The organism is Confluentibacter flavum (assembly GCF_002843175.1).
Lineage (GTDB): Bacteria > Bacteroidota > Bacteroidia > Flavobacteriales > Flavobacteriaceae > Confluentibacter > Confluentibacter flavum.
This window is the reverse complement of record NZ_PJEO01000041.1, coordinates 14636-35499: the sequence shown is the minus strand read 5'-3', so window position 1 is coordinate 35499 and position 20864 is coordinate 14636. Positions and strand designations below refer to the sequence as shown.

General features: G+C 34.6%; 17 protein-coding genes. 7 read left to right on the top strand and 10 right to left on the bottom strand.

Going from position 1 to position 20864, the window contains the following annotated elements; all coding sequences use genetic code 11:
- Positions 1-4: 4 nt before the first annotated feature.
- Both CSW08_RS11395 and CSW08_RS11390 read right to left on the bottom strand, forming a co-directional pair.
- Positions 5-232 (bottom strand): PspC domain-containing protein, encoded by a 228-nt coding sequence (locus CSW08_RS11395; protein ID WP_106660010.1) that lies wholly within the window; start codon positions 230-232, stop codon positions 5-7.
- 12 nt (positions 233-244) lie between these two features.
- Positions 245-1519 carry a DUF2851 family protein gene (locus tag CSW08_RS11390; RefSeq protein ID WP_106660009.1) on the bottom strand — a complete coding sequence of 425 codons (1275 nt, stop codon included), beginning with the start codon at positions 1517-1519 and terminating at the stop codon, positions 245-247.
- Positions 1520-1668: 149 nt separating this feature from the next.
- Here CSW08_RS11390 and CSW08_RS11385 point away from each other — a divergent pair, with 149 nt between their 5' ends.
- Positions 1669-2064, top strand: a complete 396-nt coding sequence (locus tag CSW08_RS11385; protein ID WP_106660008.1) for a DUF2721 domain-containing protein — start codon at positions 1669-1671, stop codon at positions 2062-2064.
- A gap of 148 nt (positions 2065-2212) precedes the next feature.
- On the opposite strand, the gene CSW08_RS11380 is transcribed toward CSW08_RS11385, so the two are convergent.
- The 3 genes from CSW08_RS11380 to CSW08_RS11370 all read right to left on the bottom strand — a co-directional run bounded on the left by CSW08_RS11380 (position 2213) and on the right by CSW08_RS11370 (position 5474).
- Positions 2213-3544 (bottom strand): esterase-like activity of phytase family protein, encoded by a 1332-nt coding sequence (locus tag CSW08_RS11380; protein ID WP_106660007.1) that lies wholly within the window; start codon positions 3542-3544, stop codon positions 2213-2215.
- Between the two features lie 312 nt (positions 3545-3856).
- The gene (locus CSW08_RS11375) at positions 3857-4537 is read right to left on the bottom strand and encodes an SDR family NAD(P)-dependent oxidoreductase (protein WP_106660006.1); all 681 of its coding nucleotides are present in this window, start codon (positions 4535-4537) and stop codon (positions 3857-3859) included.
- Positions 4530-5474, bottom strand: a complete 945-nt coding sequence (locus tag CSW08_RS11370) for a M20/M25/M40 family metallo-hydrolase (RefSeq protein ID WP_106660005.1) — start codon at positions 5472-5474, stop codon at positions 4530-4532. Before CSW08_RS11370 ends, CSW08_RS11375 begins: the two co-directional genes overlap by 8 nt.
- A 229-nt stretch (positions 5475-5703) precedes the next feature.
- Between CSW08_RS11370 and CSW08_RS11365 the strand changes: the two genes are divergently transcribed.
- The 5 genes from CSW08_RS11365 to CSW08_RS11340 all read left to right on the top strand — a co-directional run bounded on the left by CSW08_RS11365 (position 5704) and on the right by CSW08_RS11340 (position 10009).
- Positions 5704-6810, top strand: coding sequence for a nickel-binding protein (locus tag CSW08_RS11365; RefSeq protein WP_106660004.1), 1107 nt, complete (start codon positions 5704-5706; stop codon positions 6808-6810).
- A 94-nt stretch (positions 6811-6904) separates the two neighbouring features.
- Positions 6905-7279: a group I truncated hemoglobin gene (locus CSW08_RS11360; RefSeq protein ID WP_106660003.1), complete on the top strand. Its 375-nt coding sequence runs from the start codon at positions 6905-6907 to the stop codon at positions 7277-7279.
- 16 nt (positions 7280-7295) lie between these two features.
- Positions 7296-8684 carry an FAD-binding oxidoreductase gene (locus CSW08_RS11355; RefSeq protein WP_106660002.1) on the top strand — a complete coding sequence of 463 codons (1389 nt, stop codon included), beginning with the start codon at positions 7296-7298 and terminating at the stop codon, positions 8682-8684.
- Positions 8685-8725: 41 nt separating this feature from the next.
- On the top strand, positions 8726-9190 hold the full coding sequence (locus tag CSW08_RS11350) for a cupin domain-containing protein (protein ID WP_106660001.1): 465 nt from the start codon (positions 8726-8728) through the stop codon (positions 9188-9190).
- A gap of 426 nt (positions 9191-9616) precedes the next feature.
- Positions 9617-10009, top strand: a complete 393-nt coding sequence (locus tag CSW08_RS11340) for a DUF4242 domain-containing protein (protein ID WP_238987252.1) — start codon at positions 9617-9619, stop codon at positions 10007-10009.
- 85 nt (positions 10010-10094) lie between these two features.
- Here the strand turns inward: CSW08_RS11340 and CSW08_RS11335 are convergent, their stop codons facing one another.
- The 5 genes from CSW08_RS11335 to porU form a co-directional block, all read right to left on the bottom strand.
- On the bottom strand, positions 10095-11747 hold the full coding sequence (locus CSW08_RS11335; protein ID WP_106660000.1) for a pyruvate dehydrogenase complex dihydrolipoamide acetyltransferase: 1653 nt from the start codon (positions 11745-11747) through the stop codon (positions 10095-10097).
- Positions 11748-11750: 3 nt separating this feature from the next.
- Positions 11751-12749, bottom strand: coding sequence for a pyruvate dehydrogenase (acetyl-transferring) E1 component subunit alpha (gene pdhA, locus CSW08_RS11330; RefSeq protein WP_106659999.1), 999 nt, complete (start codon positions 12747-12749; stop codon positions 11751-11753).
- 163 nt (positions 12750-12912) lie between these two features.
- Complete coding sequence (locus tag CSW08_RS11325; RefSeq protein WP_106659998.1) at positions 12913-13395, bottom strand: cytidine deaminase; 483 nt, start codon at positions 13393-13395, stop codon at positions 12913-12915.
- A gap of 100 nt (positions 13396-13495) precedes the next feature.
- On the bottom strand, positions 13496-14728 hold the full coding sequence (gene porV, locus CSW08_RS11320; protein ID WP_106659997.1) for a type IX secretion system outer membrane channel protein PorV: 1233 nt from the start codon (positions 14726-14728) through the stop codon (positions 13496-13498).
- 212 nt (positions 14729-14940) lie between these two features.
- Positions 14941-18828, bottom strand: coding sequence for a type IX secretion system sortase PorU (gene porU, locus CSW08_RS11310; protein WP_106659995.1), 3888 nt, complete (start codon positions 18826-18828; stop codon positions 14941-14943).
- Between the two features lie 264 nt (positions 18829-19092).
- Here porU and gldJ point away from each other — a divergent pair, with 264 nt between their 5' ends.
- On the top strand, positions 19093-20787 hold the full coding sequence (gldJ, locus tag CSW08_RS11305; RefSeq protein ID WP_203226883.1) for a gliding motility lipoprotein GldJ: 1695 nt from the start codon (positions 19093-19095) through the stop codon (positions 20785-20787).
- Positions 20788-20864 lie beyond the last annotated feature (77 nt).

Here is a 20864-nt window from a genome sequence, read left to right as displayed (position 1 = left end):
TAATCTACAAATCAAAAACCGAAGATCGTTTTGTATAAAGCAAATCCTTAATGCGCATCCAAAAAGCCAAAAATAAATACAATGCAAAACCAAAACCCAAGGTTACAAATGTTAAATACATAAATGTGGTTCTGATCACCTTTGCCCTAATTCCAAATCTATCGGCAATACGTTGACATACATAATACCCGCGTTTTTGAAAATATAGTAATGCTTTATAAAAAATGTTCATGCCGCAATTTAATCAATTACTATGTAAAAGTGAACTCCCTATGGCACATTGTAAGCACTTATTTTTATTGCAATACTCGTTTTTAAGCTGAAGTAGCCCTTGAGATTGTAACGCAGATGTTGATACTAATTTTAATGAATTGAATTTTTCTATAATACTATTTTTTTCTGAAGCAATGGACTCGATTAAACTTACTATGGAATCGTCAATATTATGCCCCTTAAATTTAGCATAGCTGAATTTTAACGGTATGATGGTATTGATTAATAGTAAATTAACAAATGCCTTGGTTATCACTTTCTTTGATTTTTTTGAAGATTTACCAAAGGTATAATGCGATTCCCAAAACAGTGAGGTGGAAACAGAAAACAAATCATAAAAACCAATCAACGTATTTATTTCTATAATTTTTGAAAATAAGTTTTGATTTTGGTGGTATAATGTTGCCAATTGGGACAATCTGATGGTTGGAAAATTGGGAGGGCGTAACCTAAAAAACTGAATGGGCGTTACATTTTTGTTAGACAGTGAAAATTTTTGTTTTAAAAATTCATATTCTTTTACCAACTCTAAATAGTAAGGATCTTCAATATCTTGCTCCAATAATCCAGCTTGGCCAAAAAGTAAGGATTCTAACGTTGTGTTATTAGTCAGTGTTTTTCTAATTATTGAAAAATCTATGTTATTTGCCAAACTTAAAAATGCTTCTCCATTTACCTTTAAACCAAAATTTTTGACAAGCATTTTAAACAAAACGGCTTCCCAATCGTTTTGTGAAGTCATCAACAAGGTATTTATATCTTCAGATTTTCGTTCTAAACGCTCCAAATACAAACGCTCCAGCCAATTGGACATCTCAAAATTGTTTACACTGGAAAAATCATGTTCACAATTAATCCATTTACCAGATTTGGCAAATAATTTTTCATAATTATTTAGGGCTAATTTAGAAACATAGCTTTTTAATTCCAAAGTCGGAATCTTGGAATTATTTTTCCGGAATACATCGGTATCATGTTCCCAAACCACATGCAAAATGACATTATCGTACGCTTTATCCAATTCGTGATTGTGCAAAAACCAGTCGGATGATTTTATATGAACCTCAACATTCCCTGCCCAAAGCTGATGATCGATTTTTAATTGAGCATTAAAAAAATCGGGGCCAGCATTTAAATTATGTTGCCCGACGGACAGCACATGAATACTTTCGTTATCTGTGGTTTTAATATTGGAAACATCAAATTTTTTGTGTTTCCAGAGATAATGTAAAAAATCTTCTTGCACAGTACTAATATAAAAAAAGTATTACAAATAAATATAATTGAATCGAAAAGAACTTTTAAATTTGGAATAAAATGATTCTCGATACATTTTTTGCCCTATTTCTTAGTTCAAAAAACACTCGAATTGACATTTTAATTTAACTTTATACTATGGAAGAACTCACGCTTACAACACCTGCTGTTTTATTTTCAGCTATTTCATTAATCATGCTTGCCTATACCAACCGATTTTTGGCTTATGCTGCCGTAGTAAGAAGTCTGCACGATAAATACCTTAAGAAAAAAGACAAGCAACTTATCAAGCAAATAGAAAATATAAAGAGGCGGTTGTACCTAACACGCGCGATGCAGATTTATGGCATTAGCAGTTTATTGCTATGTGTATTAACCATGTTTCTTATTTATATAAAACAACAAACCATTGCGGTTTGGGTGTTTGGTACTGCTTTGGTGTTATTGATTATCTCTTTAACATTACTAATCAAGGAAATACAAATTTCCGTAAGGGCCTTAGAGCACCACATTAGTGATATTGAAAATAATTAAAAACACTTTAATTTATTAGAAATTTTTAACTAAACTCGTGTCTCTTCTGATGTAAAACATTAAAAACGAATTTGTATCGGTCGTTAAACTAATTATTAAAACAAAAAAAGCACCCCAAAAGGTGCTTTTTTAAATCAATTTTCTTTACTTAAAAATGTATCATGTAGAGCGAACTGGAATCTATACTGCCACCAGTTCCTGGTAATATTTTTTGGTCTAAAACACCATTTCCATCATTATCAATAACCGCAAAATCATCATCGTTTATACAACCCAAAGTATTGTGATTAATTAGCCATAATCCTTCCAACTTGTCATGTGGATACCCAGTTAAAGCAGCCAAATCTGCTACCAATTCTTTTTTAACAGGTTGTATGCCAGCATTGGTTATTTCATCCCAACTAGATCCTTCAAGGGTTTTTCCATTTATCAACATGCCAAGCTCCGCTTCCACATTACTACCACTTACGTCTGTAGCTCCTTCCAAATCAATTTTATAAATATATTTTTGAACCACTCCATCTCCTGAATATTTTCCATCACGCTCAACTACTAAAAATTGCTTATCAGAAAGTGCTACAATTTCTGAATTTGATAAATTGTTTGCTTCTTGTTTGTATAAATATTGTTTGGTTATTCCCGTTTCCAAATCGAAAGTTACTATTCTCGTTACTGTTCGATTGGTGGCTGCTCCACCACTTGGATTGAACATTGTAGACTGCATGATACCAACCAAGGTTTTTTCGTTTGGCGTAACGGCTAACCCCTCCATACCTCTATTTGCCCTTCTTTTCGCAAAAACCTTTGGTAACTTTCTTCCTCCATTTCCATCGTTAATGCCATATGGTGAAATTCTTTCCAATTCTATTCCTTCTGCTGAATAATTAACTATGTGTGGTCCATATTCGTCGGACACCCAAAAAGATCCATCTTTTAAAGCCACTAAACCTTCTGAATCTAAACCATAATCATCATATGGAAGCACATTATTATTTATATCATAAGGAATTTCACCCGTAGCACCTTTACCTACTGGATTAGGAAGTCCCGAAATTGTGTTGCCAAAAGGATCTTTAAATAAAGTTTCATTTAATAGTACAACACTTCCTTCTTTGGTAATTGCAAAATGTCCTATTCTTGGAGTGTAATCCGCCACAGGAAATTTTTTACCATCTGCATAATCTACATTTGGGCCTCTATCTGTTAAAGCATAAAATTCACCCGCTTTTGTTGGGTGAGCAGTAGTCGCAGACCCGTACCCTCCATTTCTAATTTCTACACCTTCACTAGTCGTTGTTAATAACTCAAAAGGCAAAACATACTGTGTGTTATAATCTAACACAGTTTGAGGTGGTACTGATTTAAATTTAGCTTCTTTACTTAGACTTAAAGACACCGCGTTTTCACTAACAACTGCTTGATCGTTTTCACAAGCCGAAACTAAAAATAATGCAAATAATACTAATAAAATGTTCTTCATGATTTATAATTATAATTGGTTATTGATTAATTTAAAAACTTATACCAACGCATCATTTTATAAATGATTTAGTAATAATATAAACATGTAGGATTAGCATTTGATTAGAAACAAATTCCATCACTTATTTCCATGAAACACAGTAACTTTAGGGCAAATAAAGATATTACTTGTGCCTGCAATCGATATTTTCTTAGTGTTATTCTTATTAATCTATTAATTAACTTAATGTAAAATATGTTTTCACATTGTTAAGCGATAAGTTTGAATAAAGTGAATGAAAGTGAATTATGAAGATGTTTTAAATAGTAATTAAGGCGTAGAATTAGACACCTGCAACAGTTTTCCATTGTAATATTTTTGTCCTGTTAAAGCAAAATCAGATATATACTGTGCCATAGCTATAGCCGACATATTGGCTTTATACCCAGGAAAAGCTTCTTCCAACATTTCGGTTTGCACAGCTCCCAATGCCAACACGTTAAATGATATTCCAGAATCTTTATATTCTTCTGCCAATAATTCGGTTAAATTAATAACGGCTGCTTTACTGGAACTATAGGCTGCCAGTCCTGGAAACTTCAAACTACCTTGTACACCACCCATAGAACTGATGGTCACAACATGGCTTCCTTGTTTTAGAAACGGCAACACCGTTTTGGTTAACTCCGCCACCCCAAAAACATTGGTTTTGTAGACGGTTTCAAAATCTTTCATGGAAAGTTGGGAAAACGGTTTGTTAATCAACATACCTGCATTATTAATCAACACATCTACTTGTTCCCAATTCGTAATTATAAAATCCGCTACCTTTTTATAGGCATCGACATCGCTTAAATCGAACGAAAAAGACGTGACATTATTTAGCTTGAGTATCTCTAAAGGTTTTTCGTTCCGCGAAAGCGCCAAAACGTGATGTCCAGCTTTGGCAAACAATTTAACCAATTCAAAACCAATACCCCGGCTTGTACCTGTTATAATTATGTTACTCATTGTAAAGTTTTATTTCTTTGGTTGGCGTGTTGCAAATGGCTTCAATAGCAGGGATGGTTTTATTTATTAAGTCTGCCATATGCTCGTAATCTAACTTATCGGCCTCATCATCTACATGGTGATAATAATCAAAATTTGACAAATCGCTACATGAAATGGTTTGGCTAGGTATTTTAAAGGCTTCATAAAAAGGATAATTATCAGAGCGTATGAATAAATCTCTCTCTTTTGAAATCTCAGACAACCCTGTAAGGTTGTAATCGCTGTATTCATTTATTTTTTCAGACATGTTTGATAATCCATGACCCGTAATGAATGCCATATAATCCCTATCGGGAAAAGGCACGCCAATCATTTCAAAATTCAACATGATGTACGGGTCTATATTATCTTCTTTAAGGGTTTTTGCTAAATGGGCCGACCCTAACATGCCTTTTTCTTCGGCAGAAAATAAGGCAACTAAAATGCTACGCTTATTACTTTTTTTGGCCGCAAAATGCTGTGCTATTAGTAAAACCCCACTTACACCCGATGCGTTGTCGTTTGCACCATTCGCAAGGTTATCATCACCTACTTTTTCCACTATTCCAATATGATCGTAATGCGCTCCAATAATAACGACTTCATTTTTAAGTTTGGGATCGCTACCTTCTATATAACCAACGATGTTGTAAGCATCTATTGCACTCCACTTAAAATTATTTCTATACGTTTCAAAATATGGTTTTATATTATTTTTTTCAAAGACGGCCTCAATGTATATCGCTGCCTTTTCAATGCCAACAGACCCTAATTCACGCCCTTCCAATTCTTCAGATGCCAAATATGAGGTCACCATTTCTAAGGCTTCGGGCGATACATCATCGTTTTTAAATAGCTTAAAACCTAAAAACCCTATTAAAATTAAAAACGGAATGATTATAAAAATTTTTTTCATATGTAGATATTTATTTTTTCAAAAGGTCATATGGACACGAGCGATAGCGAACTGGCGAAGCAATCGTTTATCTTCATTGGTGTTTGCAAGCAATTTCATGTTTTAAAGATAAAAAATCCTCGGAATAAAAAAATTGAATATTGTTTTTCATTTCATTGTTTCATTTCAAGATGCATTAAAATTAGCTTATTATACTAAATATCATTAACTTGGATTAAAAATACTCACTATGCCAATATACATGGATCGCCATGACATACCGGAAGAAATCACCGCCAAACATGTAGCTCTAATGCATCAGGAAGATTTAAAAGTGCAACATTTATATGGTTGTAAAGGCATCACGTATTGGTGTGATGAACATAGAAGAACCGCTTTTTGTTTAATTGAAGCTCCTAATGAGAAGGCCATTAAAGACATGCACAATAAAGCTCATGGTGACGTGCCCCATAGAATTATAGAAGTGAATAAAACGATTGTAGAATCTTTTTTGGGACGTATTGAAGATCCTGAGAAATCGAAAAACACTGAATTGAACATTATTAACGATCCTGCCTTTAGGGTTATAATGCTTATTGAAACCAGCGATTATTTGCACAGACTTGAAGGAAATCAGTTTAGTTTATTCACGCAGAAATTCCATAACAGCCTTACAAAAACATTTAAACAATTTGAAGGGTCTATTGTAAAACAAGATAACAGTAGTTATTTAGTTTCTTTTGTATCGGTTTCTGATGCTATTTTATGTGCTTTAAAAATTCAGTATAATTTCAAATATATAACCACAAAACACGACGTTTCAATGAGAACGTTAAACATTGGGATTAGCTCTGGAGTTCCAGTTACCCATAAAGATTCCTTTTTTGAAGAAACCATAACATTAGCTACACGGTTATGTGAAATTGTTGATGGCCATATAGTTATTACTTCTGAAATAAAATCGCTTTATGAAAGTGAGAATAGAAATGAATTTATTAATAAAGACCATATAAGATCGATAAATAAAAATGAAGAAAAATTCTTAACAGATTTGATGGATTTTGTAGCAACTATTTGGAATAAACCAGATTTTAATGTTAACGATTTTAGTTCAATAATGGGTTATAGCAAATCGCAACTTAATAGGAAATTAAAAAGCCTGACAGGAAAATCACCAAACAACTTTATTGTAGATTATAGGCTACAAAAAGCACTTAAAGCACTGCATGATCAACAAGGAAACATCTCAGAAATTGCTTTTGAAACCGGATTTAATAGTCCCGCTTATTTTTCTACTTGCTTTAAAAATAAATTTGGAATGCTGCCTTCTCAATACCTTCAGCAACACGTGGTTTAACACATTGATTCAAAATTATCATTTTTTGAATTAAATCTAGAGGTGTTCAGTTTTTAGTATTCTTAATTTTGATAGATAACCAACATTCAATATTATGACTAAAACACTTTTTGAACGCTTAGGAGGCAGGGATGGCATTTCAAACATCGTCGACGATACCGTTGAAAACCACATGAACAACCCAGAAGTTAACGCTCGGTTTCTTCCTTTTAAAGATAGACCCGAACATTTAGCCATCATAAAACAGCACACCATCGATTTTTTTAGTGCGGGCAGTGGTGGCCCAGCAACTTATAAAGGGAAAGATATGGTAACTGCGCATACAGGTATGGGTATTACCCCTGCTGAATATATGCATGTGGTGGATGATATTTTTGCTGCTTTAGATAAAAACGGTATTGATGAAGACTCAAAAAAAGACGTTCTTTCCGTTTTATGGTCTTTAAAAGGTATGATAATTTCTAAATAAAATAAACCAACTTAAAATGAAAAATCAAGCTAAAAGTTTAGATCCTTCAATTATTGAAGCCTTCTCATCAAAATTGAGAGGAAAGATTGTAATGCCTAAAGATGTTAGTTATGATGCAACACGAAAGGTCTATAATGGCATGATAAATAAGCACCCAGGCATGTTTGTTATGTGCGTAGATGTAGCCGACGTTATGGCTTCTGTAAACTTTGGACGAGAAAACAATCTAATAATCGCCGTAAGAGGTGGCGGCCATAATGGTGGCGGATTAGGTTTATGTGACGATGGGTTAGTTATTGATTTATCGGGATTAAAATTTATTCGTGTAGACACATCAGATAATACCGTAAGGGTTGGAGGCGGAAACCTTTGGGGCGAAGTAGATCATGCAACACATCCTTTTGGCTTAGCAATTCCTGCTGGCATAATTTCCACTACAGGTGTGGGCGGATTAACCCTTGGTGGTGGTGTTGGCCATTTATCACGAAAATATGGACTAACAATAGACAACCTTTTAGAAGCTGATATGGTTCTAGCTGATGGTTCTTTTGTTACGGTTAATAAAAACCAAAATGCCGATTTATTTTGGGCAATTCGTGGTGGAGGCGGAAATTTTGGTATTGTTACTTCTTTTAAATTTCAAGCCCATAAAGTTAAAACGGTTATTGGCGGACCAACTTTATGGCCTATAGAACGGACTGAAGAAATTATGACATGGTACCATGAATTCATTAATAACGCTCCAGACGAGTTAAATGGATTTATAGCCACCATGATTATTCCTGGGCCTCCATTTCCCGATTTTTTACACGGAAATCAATATTGTGGTATTGTATGGTGTTATACTGGCAGTCAGGAAGAATTCAACAAACTAATAAAACCAGCTATGGATTTAAATCCTGTTTTTGAACATGTAGGGGAAATGCCTTATCCTTCAATACAAACCCTCTTTGATGGTTTAATGCCTCCAGGGTTGCAATGGTACTGGCGTGCCGATTTTTTTAATGAATTAGGCTCAGAGGTCAGTGCACAGCATTTAAAATTTGGTTCTGGTATTCCAACACCACTATCTCAAATGCATTTATACCCCATAAGTGGTGCAGCAAGTCGTATTGGAGCAGAAGAAACCCCTTGGGCATATCGGGATGCAAAATATGCAGGAGTCATTGTAGGTGTATCGCCAGAACCAAAAGACGCTGATAAAATCACTAATTGGTGTAAAGCGTATTGGGAAGCATTGCATCCTTACTCATCTGGCGGTGCCTATTCAAACTTTATGATGGATGAAGGGCAAGAACGTGTAAAAGCGAGTTATAGACACAATTATGAGCGACTTTCAAAAATTAAAAGAAAGTATGATGCTAACAATTTATTTAATGTGAATCAGAATATCAAACCTGCCTAGTAGGTATAATATATTATTTAAAAACTAAAAAATAACTTGTCATGGAAACTACAAAATTTAAATTTATCTATTCCTGTTTAGCTGTTTTTGTGCTGAATGGTTTTAGCCTTTGCGCCCAAACAGCAGCAACGGTCAATTCAGAAATGTCAATTGCAAATACTATTGGTGATGCTGATCTTATATGGCATAAGGCTCCAGATTTTTTTCCTAATTGCTCCTTTACTATTTTAAATGGAGACATCTCTAAACCCAACTTAGATTTGTTCTTTAAAATAGAACCTAATACCGACATTATCAGTCATACCCATAATTCACCCGAACGAATGGTACTGATTACAGGGGAACTTGAAGTAACTTATGAAGGTGAGCCAACACGAATAATAAAAGCAGGGAGCTATTTATATGGTCCTGCAGGCAAACCCCACAAAGCAAAATGTCTAGACAGCGGTCCCTGCGTACTATTTATAGCTTTGGTAGCTCCTTTTGATGCGAATCCAACTGAATAAAAACAAAAACCCCCATGGCGGTTTTAGAGCAAGCGAAACAAGGCGGTTTTCCAGCAAATTCAGTCGCAAAAGTTGCCACTGTCATTGATCCATCTACGGCTGATGACAAATAAGACATCTATCTGATAAATTAAAAAAAACTGCCTCAAGTAAACAACCACCGTTAAAAACGGTGGCTTTGGATTTCAGATTAGCCCCAAAGGGGCATGACATGTTTATCAACTTAACCTAATTTAAGAACTCACTACGTTAAATTTACACAATCAAAACACAAAACCGATTAATCCTAAATAATGGCATAGCCTTTAAAACATGACCACCGTCAAAGACGGTGGTTTTTCAATGTTAAATAAAAATATTTATACAAGTAAATAAAAATCAGTATCTTAGATAATAATTACAAACTAGCAACTAAACATTTTATATATGAAAACTTTAAAAATATTTTCTGTTTTTATATTGGCATTAACTTTTATAAACTGTGCCAATAACGAAAAATCCGTTGCCGACTCATTAAGAGACGAAACAACTACTCAAAATCAAAATATGTATGTTATTGAACGGGAAATCCCTGGAGCAGGCAATTTAACTTCAGAAGAATTGAAAGCAATTTCACAAAGCTCATGTGGGGTACTGGAAAAAATGGGGTCTGAAATAAAATGGCTACATAGTTATGTTACAGGCGATAAAATTTACTGTGTATATACAGCACCGAATGAAGAAATGGTTTTAGAGCATGCGAAACAAGGTGGTTTTCCAGCAAATTCAGTCGCAAAAGTTGCCACTGTCATTGATCCATCCACAGCTGATGACAAATAAGGCATCTATCCAAATAAAAAAACCTGCCTCAAATAATTGAAACAGGTTTTTAATATGATAAGATTCCTGCCTTCGCAGGAATTTGTTATACCAACATAGTTACAGGGTTTTCAATATATCCTTTCAAAGTTTGAAGGAACTGAGCACCCGTTGCTCCGTCAACCGTTCTATGGTCGCAAGCTAAAGACAATTTCATCGTATTTCCAACAACTATTTGTCCGTTTTTAACCACTGGCTTTTCAACAATATTTCCAACGGAAAGAATAGCTGAATTTGGTTGATTGATAATAGATGTAAATGTATCTATTCCAAACATTCCCAAGTTTGAAACTGTAAACGTACTACCTTCCATTTCTTGAGGCGTTAGCTTTTTATTTCTAGCTTTTCCAGCAAGATCTTTAACAAAGGCACCTATTTGTGGTAAGGTTTGCTCGTTTGCAAACTTTACAACAGGAACAACCAAACCATCTGGCACAGCTACTGCCACACCTATATGCACATGATTATTTAAGCGCATTTTGTCTGGAAACCATTGTGAATTGACTTGTGGATGTTGTTTTAATGCCAAAGCACATGCCTTGATAACCATATCGTTGTAAGATATTTTAGTATCTGGAATGGAATTAAACTGCTCACGGAATGAGATAGCATTATCCATGTCGAACTCAACATTCAAATAATAATGAGGTGCAGTAAACTTAGAATTTGTTAAGGCTTTTGCAATGGCTTTACGCATTTGTGAATTTGTAACATCCTCAAAATCCTCTTGACCCACTGGTACAAATTTACCAACTGCCGCCGCCGCCGAAGGTGTATAATTTTCTATATCGCTTTTTACAATACGGCCGTTTTCACCAGAACCTTGTACGTGTTGCAAATTAATCCCTTTTTCTTCTGCTATCCTTTTAGCTAACGGAGATACAAATAACCTTCCATTAGTAGATGTTTTAGCCGTTGGCTTAGATTCTTTAGGTGCTTCCTGCTTTTGGGTTTCTTTGGGAGTTTCAGCTTTTGGCTCTTCAACTTTTTTAGGTGATTCTTCTCTTTTATCGGTTGTTGTACCAGATTTAAAATTAGATGCCACTCCAGAAACATCAGTTCCTGCAGGACCAATAATGGCCAATAATGAATCTACTTTTGCAGATTCGCCTTCTTTTAAACCAATGTATAATAAGGTACCAGATTGGAATGACTCAAACTCCATGGTCGCCTTATCTGTTTCAATTTCTGCTAAAATATCACCTTCTTTAACGGTATCTCCAACTTTTTTCAACCAAGTTGCCACAGTACCTTCTTCCATAGTATCACTTAATCTTGGCATGGTAACTACAATAACCCCATCTGGTAAATCGGCTTTTGCATTAGCAGGTTGTTCTTTTGATTTTTCTTCTACTGGAACTTTTTGCTCATTGGATTCCTTTTCTTCTTTTTTAACTTCAGGCTTCGCCTCAGGAGTAGATTTGCTACTACCCCCGTTTAACAAACCGGAAATATCTTCACCTTCATCACCAATAATAGCCAACAATTCATCAACTTTAGTTGTTTCACCTTCTTTAACACCAATATGAAGCAAGGTGCCTTCATGAAAAGACTCAAATTCCATAGTGGCTTTATCTGTTTCAATTTCAGCTAAAATATCGCCTTCACTTATTTTGTCACCAACCTTTTTTAACCAAGTTGCAACAGTTCCTTCTTCCATGGTATCGCTCAAACGCGGCATATTTATTATTTCTGCCATAGCTTATATTTTATGTTGAATAAATGGATAATCTTCTTGTTCATAAACAACGTCGTACATAACGCTTTTCTCAGGATACGGTGACTCATCTGCAAATTTCTCGCATTCTGCAACCAAATCCTTAACACGCTTATCTATGATTTTTAAATCGTCTTCGGAAGCATATTTCTTTTCAAGGATAATATCTCTAATCTGGGTTATAGGATCAATTTTTTTATATTCTTCAACCTCTGATTTTGTTCTGTAGTGCTGGGCATCGCTCATGGAATGGCCTCTATAACGGTATGTTTTTAACTCTAAAAATGTTGGTCCTTCACCACGACGTGCACGTTGAATGGCTTCATCAAAAGCTTCAGCAACTTTTATAGGATTCATCCCATCAACAGGGCCGCAAGGCATTTCATAACCTAATCCTAATTTCCAAATTTCAGTATGGTTGGCGGTACGCTCCACAGACGTTCCCATGGCATATCCGTTATTTTCACAAACAAATACTACAGGTAGTTTCCAAAGCATGGCTAAATTAAATGATTCGTGCAAAGACCCTTGACGCGCAGCACCATCACCAAAACAGCATAATGTAACGGCGTCACTACCATGATATTTATCTCCAAATGCAAGACCTGCACCTAATGGAATTTGGCCACCAACAATACCATGTCCGCCATAAAAACGGAATTCTTTAGAAAAAATGTGCATAGAACCCCCAAGACCTTGTGACGTTCCTGTGCCTTTTCCAAAAAGTTCTGCCATAACACGTCTTGGATCTACACCCATACCAATGGGCTGTACGTGGTTTCTATAGGCGGTAATCATTTTATCTTTTGTTAAGTCCATAGCATGCAAAGCACCTGCTAACACTGCTTCCTGACCATTATACAAGTGAAGAAACCCTCTTACTTTTTGTTGTATATATACTGCAGCTAGTTTGTCTTCAAACTTTCTCCAGAATGACATGTCTTCGTACCATTTGAGGTAAACTTCTTTTGTGATTTTTTGCATTGACTAATATAATATTAGATTTTACTTAAGCGAAACACAAAAGTAATACATTGCTAGGGATTGCAAAAACGTAAATTCATTAAAGTAGAAAAAATATTGAATTTGATGTCTTTTTGGGAAATTTTAATTATTTGATGCATTATTGAAATGATTACCACAATAATTACAACGCTGTTTTATCAAAAAGCAAGGGTAGCAAGTTGCCCAGGGAATTAGATTTCATAATACTGCCAACTTCTCCCATGAAATAGATTTCTATGGGGGAGTCTTGTTTTACTTCATATTCGGCTATTGTTTGTCTACATGCTCCACAGGGCGGAATAGGATTTTTAGTTATTTGATTACTTGAAGCTGCCGTTATGGCCATTTTTAATATTTTGGAATCTGGATATTCGGCTCCTGCATAATAAATAGCAGTACGTTCGGCACACAACCCCGACGGATAAGAGACGTTTTCTTGATTATTGCCTGTTACTATTTTTCCATTATCTAATAATATGGCAGCTCCCACTTTAAATTTAGAATATGGCGCATAGGCCTTGGTTCTAGCTATAATGGCTTTATTCATTAATACAGAAATATCACTAGGAAGTTCATTTAAGTCGTTATAGACTTGGAAGATAGATTCTATTTTGAGTTCTTTCATGTGCTAAACTATTTCAATAAAGTTAATATACTATTTTAAACAAAAAAACCATTACGTTTTGTAATAGTTTTTTAGATATCATTTAATTGTTCCTTTTTTATTAATATTCTCTGTACTCGCCTGCACCTATATTAAATGTTAATGCAAAACGCAGCGTACTTTCTAAAGGACTTTGCACTTTTGAAGTAGAAAATAAATACGATAAATCTATATTGACCACATTATACTTAAAACCGGCGCCTAATGCTAAAAATTTTCTAGCGCCTTTTTCTTCACTCTCATTAAAATAACCTGCCCTGAAAGCAAAAGAGTCTTGATAGGTGTATTCTGCTCCTAACGCCCAAGTAAACTCTTTTAACTCTTCACTAAAACCTCCTGGCGCATCTCCAAAGGATTGAAAAATACCAGATAAAAAGCCTACATTAGGATCTTGACCTTTGTATATAACCCCTTCTTGCACTAAAGTCGTTTCTTCTCCGTCATCATATACACCATTATTATTTGTATCAACGTAATTATACTCATCTCCATATATTGGAGGCGTTGGTACCAAGAGTTTGGCAATTTCAGCAGTAACTGCTACTTTATTATACTCGTCAAAAATGAAATCAAAACCAGCCCCTAAACGCAGGTTTGTTGGTTGAAAATTTTCTGTACCACCTTCATCATATTTAAATTTAGGACCTAAATTTTGAATAGCAAACCCTGCTCTCCATCGTCCGTTAAAATCGGAGTAAGCTTCTTCTTCGCTTTGATAATATCCTGAAATATCTACTCCAAAGGTATTTGCCGCAGTTACATTGCCATCAACACCCGGCAATCTCAAATCCGAACGCAGATATCGCATAGCAACAGACATACCGAATTGATCAGTTAATCTTAGGGCATACGAGGCATCTATAGTTAGTTCATTAGGCCTTTGTATCAATGCTTGTGAAATTTCATTATCTCTAAATTCAATATCCCCCAAAGAAAAATATCTAAAACTAGCGGCGAACGCACTACGTTCATCCAAACGATTAAAATAAGTAACATTTCCTAAGAAAATATCATTTACTAATTTGCTTAAATAGGGCGTGTAACTAACCGCTATTCCCGATTTAGTTTCAGAAAAAACATATTTTGATGAATTCCATTGTTGCGAAAAACCATCTACCGAAGTGGCGACACCCATATCACCCATAGCAGCGGCACGTGCATCTGCTGCTATTAGAACGAAAGGCATTCCTGTGGTTATTACTCTAGAATCGTTATCATTGGGTATTATGGTAGTTTGTGCACTTAAATTAAAGACAGTTACCAATAGAATTAAAACGCATATTTTATTCTTCATGTATCAATTTTTATTTAACAAATATAATTTTTTATTATTGAACTCATTTAAACTTTTACAATTGGCTAAAAAATTGCCCTTCTGCACCCATTTTTCGTCTTCTTTTCCCTCCATAGCTCTGCTATGCTCCCGATAGCAATCGGGATCAAAAAATCCTTCAAATGAACACAAAATGAATAATTTTCGCTTCAATCCAAAAAGTCTAAGTGAGGTCATAGTATTACAAGTTTCTCGATTTTTTCCACTTTTTTATTTAATAAATTGGAATGAACGGTTAGCTTATAAATATAAACGCCTTTTCCTATTCTATCGCCAAAATCGTCCCTACCATCCCAAACTATATCTCTAGACAATGTACTATTTACAATACCGCCGCCTAGGGTTTGCCCATTAAGGGTTCTAACCAACTTCCCTGATACAGTGAATATTTGTATTGAAACGTCTAAAGCATCTGAACTATTGTGATTGAACCAAAATTCCGTGTAATTCACAAACGGATTTGGATAGTTCAACACATTATTTATGACCAATTCTTGATCTTTATCAAATACTATAAACTGGATTTCAGCTGTCGAAGAATTATTGTACACATCCCAAGCTCTGAGTGTTAAAGTATGAAGCCCCGGCGATAAATCCCTAAACGGATACGTAGCCACTCCTTTTTGATAATCATCTACTTCGGTTTGATAATAATCGTTCAGTATAAACGGATTTGTTTCATCACCATCTAAAATAGCAACAATATCATGACCAATACCACTTGCCGTATTAATACCATTAATATCTTCCAGTTTTACCAATAGTGTGGGCGATTCATTAGTAATACCTCCTGATACAAAATTCTCGTCATTCATATACAATGTTATGATGGGGCCTATATTATCTTCTTCGGCATTTTCATTTAAACCTCCTATTTTCACCGTATTGATGGCAGCACCTGTTTGGTCTTCCAGGAGTTCATCCCTTTCTGAATAAAAACTCACTTTACCAAAACCAACTGGGATACCAATATCTTTAGGAACCACAAAATTAAATTCAAACTGTCCGTTTGTAACAGATGCCTGACCTCTAAAAATAATTTCACCAAGGGTCGTAAAATCCAATCTTACTATTTGCCCATTTGTATCTCTTGTACCATCATTAGCAAGTGTTTGCCTATTTATATCTTTATCATAAATCGTGGTTGAAAGTATCCCATTGTAATTATTTAAAACAGTTCCGGACAAATCGGTTACTTCACCCGATAGCTTTATATGGCTTAATGCCTTTAAGGTATCTGTAGCTTGTGTTATATCAACATCATTAATTTTTGTTAAACGAATATTTGGTTTAGGAAACGCTAACTTCATCGCGGGATCACCTATAAAAAATACCAACCTATTTTGGCTGTTCGATGAAATTGAAGGTTCGTTTTTTGTCAATCGCAATGATTCGGCCATTGTTGGATATTCAAAATCTCCATAATTATCATCATCACTATATGAAAATAAATACTGTCCTAAGAGGTTATTAAAATTGATAGCAAAATTTACAAATATTTGTCTGGTAGTTGTAATGAGACCGATAGCTCCTGCTTGCTTACTCCAATAAGTAAATTCGCCAGCTGTTTGCCTAAATGGATTATCGAACTTAGTAAACTCACAAGTAACCGAAACAAAACAATTTAGCTTATTAAAATTTCTTAATCCTTGTATGTCTGGCTTTAACAAAATACGCTCGCCCGCTAAACCATCTTCACCACCATGACCAAAATAATTTACCACCAACGCCCCATTATCAATAGCATTTACAAAAGCCTCATTTACTTTTGGATAGGTATTTCCACCAGCCGAAGATTCCTGTTTAAAAGCATCAGAATGTATTTTAACAACATTTATAAACGATTTTTCTTGGGTAACTAAATTGCCAATATTGTCGGTGGTTTGTTGTAAAATCCCCTCCCAATCTCGATCAACATCATCTGAAACCACAACATAATTATTACGCCAGCTGCCAAAAGATTCTTTTGTATAATATGTTTCAACTTTATCAACCATTTCTTTTGCTTGTTGTGGCGTATCGGCAATAATTCTTCCAACAGCAATATCGAGTCTATCACTTGTTCCCATGGTGCCTTCATTAGCATCCATCATACCATAAAAATCATCAGAAACGAACGAACTGGTAAGATTAAAACTATTATAGGAATACCACGAAGGCATTATGTTTGTATTGTTTTGTATTCTATCCTTATAATCAAAAGAGCCATCACCAAATAAGCACAAATACTTTAGCCTATTTTCTGGTGTACTGGCATTATCATAAACATATTTTACCATATTTCTAATGGCACCAATATCTTGATTTCCTGTGCTAAACTCATTATAAATCTCGTTCAAGCCAACAACCTTAACATTCAAATTATATTGATTTCTATTTATTTGAGCCAAACGTTCCGCTTGTGTAAGCATATTATTGGGAGACACTATGATATAATCTACATCTTGAAATTGCCCAGAACTATTTAAAAACAAAGTCCCTTTTAAATTTTGATTACTTAATGATGTGTTAGCATCTGCTTTAGGCACAAAATAATCTGTTGGTGTTAAAGCCACATAGGTTTTTAAAGTACCTAATGTGGATGTGAAACTATAGGTAGAACTGGCATTTGTGTTCTCCGCATTAGCAATGTTAAATTTATCGGTTACATCCCAAACTTCTGATATTTGTGATGCATTGGTAATATTATATTGACCAATGCCAGAAGCGGTTGTTACCAGATTGTTTTTAAATTGAAATTGCTTATTTGAAAAATTCAAATTCCTAAGCGCTTCTATTGAAACATAATCCAAATACCCTATGCCACTTGGATTTCCTTGGTTATCAAAATTAAGATTTACTGAAATTGCTGAAGACGCTACATTTACATTTCCTATATAGGATGCTTCATTCGCTAAATTTGTTCCGGAAACGCCACTTATTAATAAGGTAGAAACGGCGGTTCCATTAACATCAATCCTTAAAGAACTTTGGGTTGTAGACGTTGAAGCAAAATAAACCTTAAGTCTTATTGGGGATGTTGTAACCAAATTGGGGACATCAAATTGAAATGCTTTTTGATTCTGAATATCAAACCTATCCCCAAACCATCTTCTTCCCAAAGACGCTAAGTTATAATCATCTACTTCATGAAATTGATAATCTTCAAACGTATTAATAACCAAATCTACCACACCAACGGGTTGAATAAATGGTTGGATGCGCTTACCATTACCAGTTCCTACATTTATATAATAGTATGTTTTATCTGTGTAGCAGTTTATATTGGTGTTGCTTTCTAAATTAAATTCTTTAGGACCTTGAGCATAAAATAATATATAATCTTCATTATTAAACACACCATCTGCTTCTCCAACAAATTTTATGGCATTTTCAATAACATCAAACGGCTGCGTAATTGAATTGGAATACGGTATCATTTGTCCGCCATTACCATATATCTTGATAGTACGTGGGTCAACATTATCTACATCTACTCCTAATTGCCTTATAAAATTTTTGGACAATTGAAAAACCCCTGTCTTATCCACATAAAATTTAAACCATTTACCCGTGCTTAGCACAGAATTGGAAACAGCCAAAGAACCAAATGTTTTACTAGTTACTGCTGTTCTATTGGTATTTGTAGTTTCATTATAGGTAATTTGAAACGAAGTGACCTTTTTTAAAGTACCATCCTCACTTTTTATTATGGGTGATAATTTAAAAAAGGCGTATTGTTTATCACGTGATTTGGAATTTTTTAAGCTAAACTTTAATTCATTAGGCAATTTGCTAATATCGAAATCACCTAATTCGCTTTTCGATATGTTAGAATAAGAAACATTATTCACAACTAAAGAAGACTCATTAATTGGATTGGTTAGTTTCCATTGATCGACAAACTGCAATCCTTCCTCAAACTCATAACTAAAATATTCTTTATTAAAAGAAGGGATTTCTATAGTTTGATTTCCAGCAGATAATGCTTGTTTTCCATCCCAATTAACAGTATAATTTTTTTGTTGAGAGAAACAAACAATAGTAAAAAATAAAAATAAAAGTAAAAATTTCCTTTTCATCGATTAATTAACGTATTTGCGCATCTCTTATTACTGGAAATAATCAACATTTTTTTAAAACTGATTCAAAAATACAATATTAATCGGAATATAGTCGTTATAGCAACACTAAATAAGCGTGAAATAATTCAAAAACATCGGTGTAATGCATTAAAAATAGGGTGAAATGCACTTTTTTTTGGTCAAAATGCAAAAAATCGCTTGCTGTGTTCGGTTTAATTACTATATTGCAGCACCAAAAACATTATTAGCTTACTTAAACGTATGGATATGAAAAAAGTAGTGACAATCAAAGTATTATTAATCCTGACATTATCTGTAGTCTTGATTGGTTGTAAAAAATCATCCAGTTCCAAGAATAGTTCAAGGGCCACAGGATGGCAAATTAACAACAAAGAAGGGGGTTTTCAGTACAATACTAGCTTTAAAGAACAAGAAACTTCACCAGGTTTAGTTTTTGTAGAAGGTGGAACTTTTACAAAAGGTAGAGTTCAAGATGATGTTATGCATGATTGGAATAATACACCAACCCAGCAACATGTGCAATCTTTCTACATGGATGAAACAGAAGTTACCAATATAATGTATTTAGAGTACCTAGATTGGATTAAGAGGGTTTATCCACCCTCCGAAGAAAATTTTAGAGCTATCTATCACGGCGCGTTGCCAGATACATTGGTTTGGAGAAACCGTTTAGGATTTAATGAAATTATGACAGAAAACTATCTACGTCACCCTGGTTATGCTGAATATCCTGTTGTTGGTGTTAGTTGGATTCAAGCTGTAGAATTTGCTAATTGGAGAACAGATCGTGTTAATGAGTATAACCTTGAAAGTGAAGGTTATTTAAAACGTGATGCTAAAACTACAGATGTTAACGCAGACGCTACATTTAGTACAGATACCTATATCACTGCGCCAACGTTAACGTATGGTGGCAATGAAGAAGTTATCAACCCTGATAGCGGAAGAAGAAATGTGCAAACAGATGCCGATGGAAATCCAGTAGGCATATATGCTACAAGAGAAACTGGTATCATTACTCCAAAATACAGACTCCCAACCGAAACAGAATGGGAATATGCTGCTTTAGGCTTAAGTGATATAAGAGCTTATAATTTATACCGAGGCCGTAAAAAATATCCATGGGACGGACAATATACACGTTCTGGAAAACGTAAAACCCGTGGTGATCAATTAGCTAATTTCAAGCAAGGTAAAGGAGATTACGGCGGAATTGCGGGATGGTCTGATGACGGTGCTGATATTACCAACAAAGTAAAGTCTTATGGCCCTAATGATTATGGCTTATATGATATGGCGGGTAACGTAGCTGAATGGGTTGCCGATGTATACAGACCTATTATAGATGACGAATTTAATGATTTTAATTACTACAGAGGTAACGTTTATACAAAAAATGCCATTAATGATGATGGCACCGTAGAAATTGTAACCACTGAAGATATTGTTTACGATACGCTGTCTACTGGTAAATTAGTTGCAAGAAATCTTCCAGGAGAAATAAAGCAAGTTCCTGTTGATGAAAATGAAACCTATTTAAGAACAAACTTTGACAAAAGTAACCAGATTAACTTTAGAGATGGTGACAAACGTTCTTCTAGATACTTTGAAAGTTTTAACGATGATGAGACAGAAGATGGAAATCAAGAAGACGCCGAAACTAGAAAAATGTACAACGCTCCTAAACATTCTGTAACAAGGGATTCTTTAGGTAATATTGTTAGAGAGTTTGACAAAGACAACAATAGAACATCTTTAATTAATGATGAAGTAAGAGTTTACAAAGGTGGTTCATGGAAAGACAGGGAATATTGGTTAGACCCAGCTCAAAGACGCTATTTCCCTCAAGATATGGCAACCGATTACATCGGGTTTAGATGTGCTATGTCTCGAGTAGGTTCAAAAAGCAAAGAAAAAAATAAAACGAAGAATTAATAATCTTTTATAATATTAAAAAGTCCTAGCAAATGTTAGGACTTTTTTTATACATTTAATTTTATAATAAAAAGACT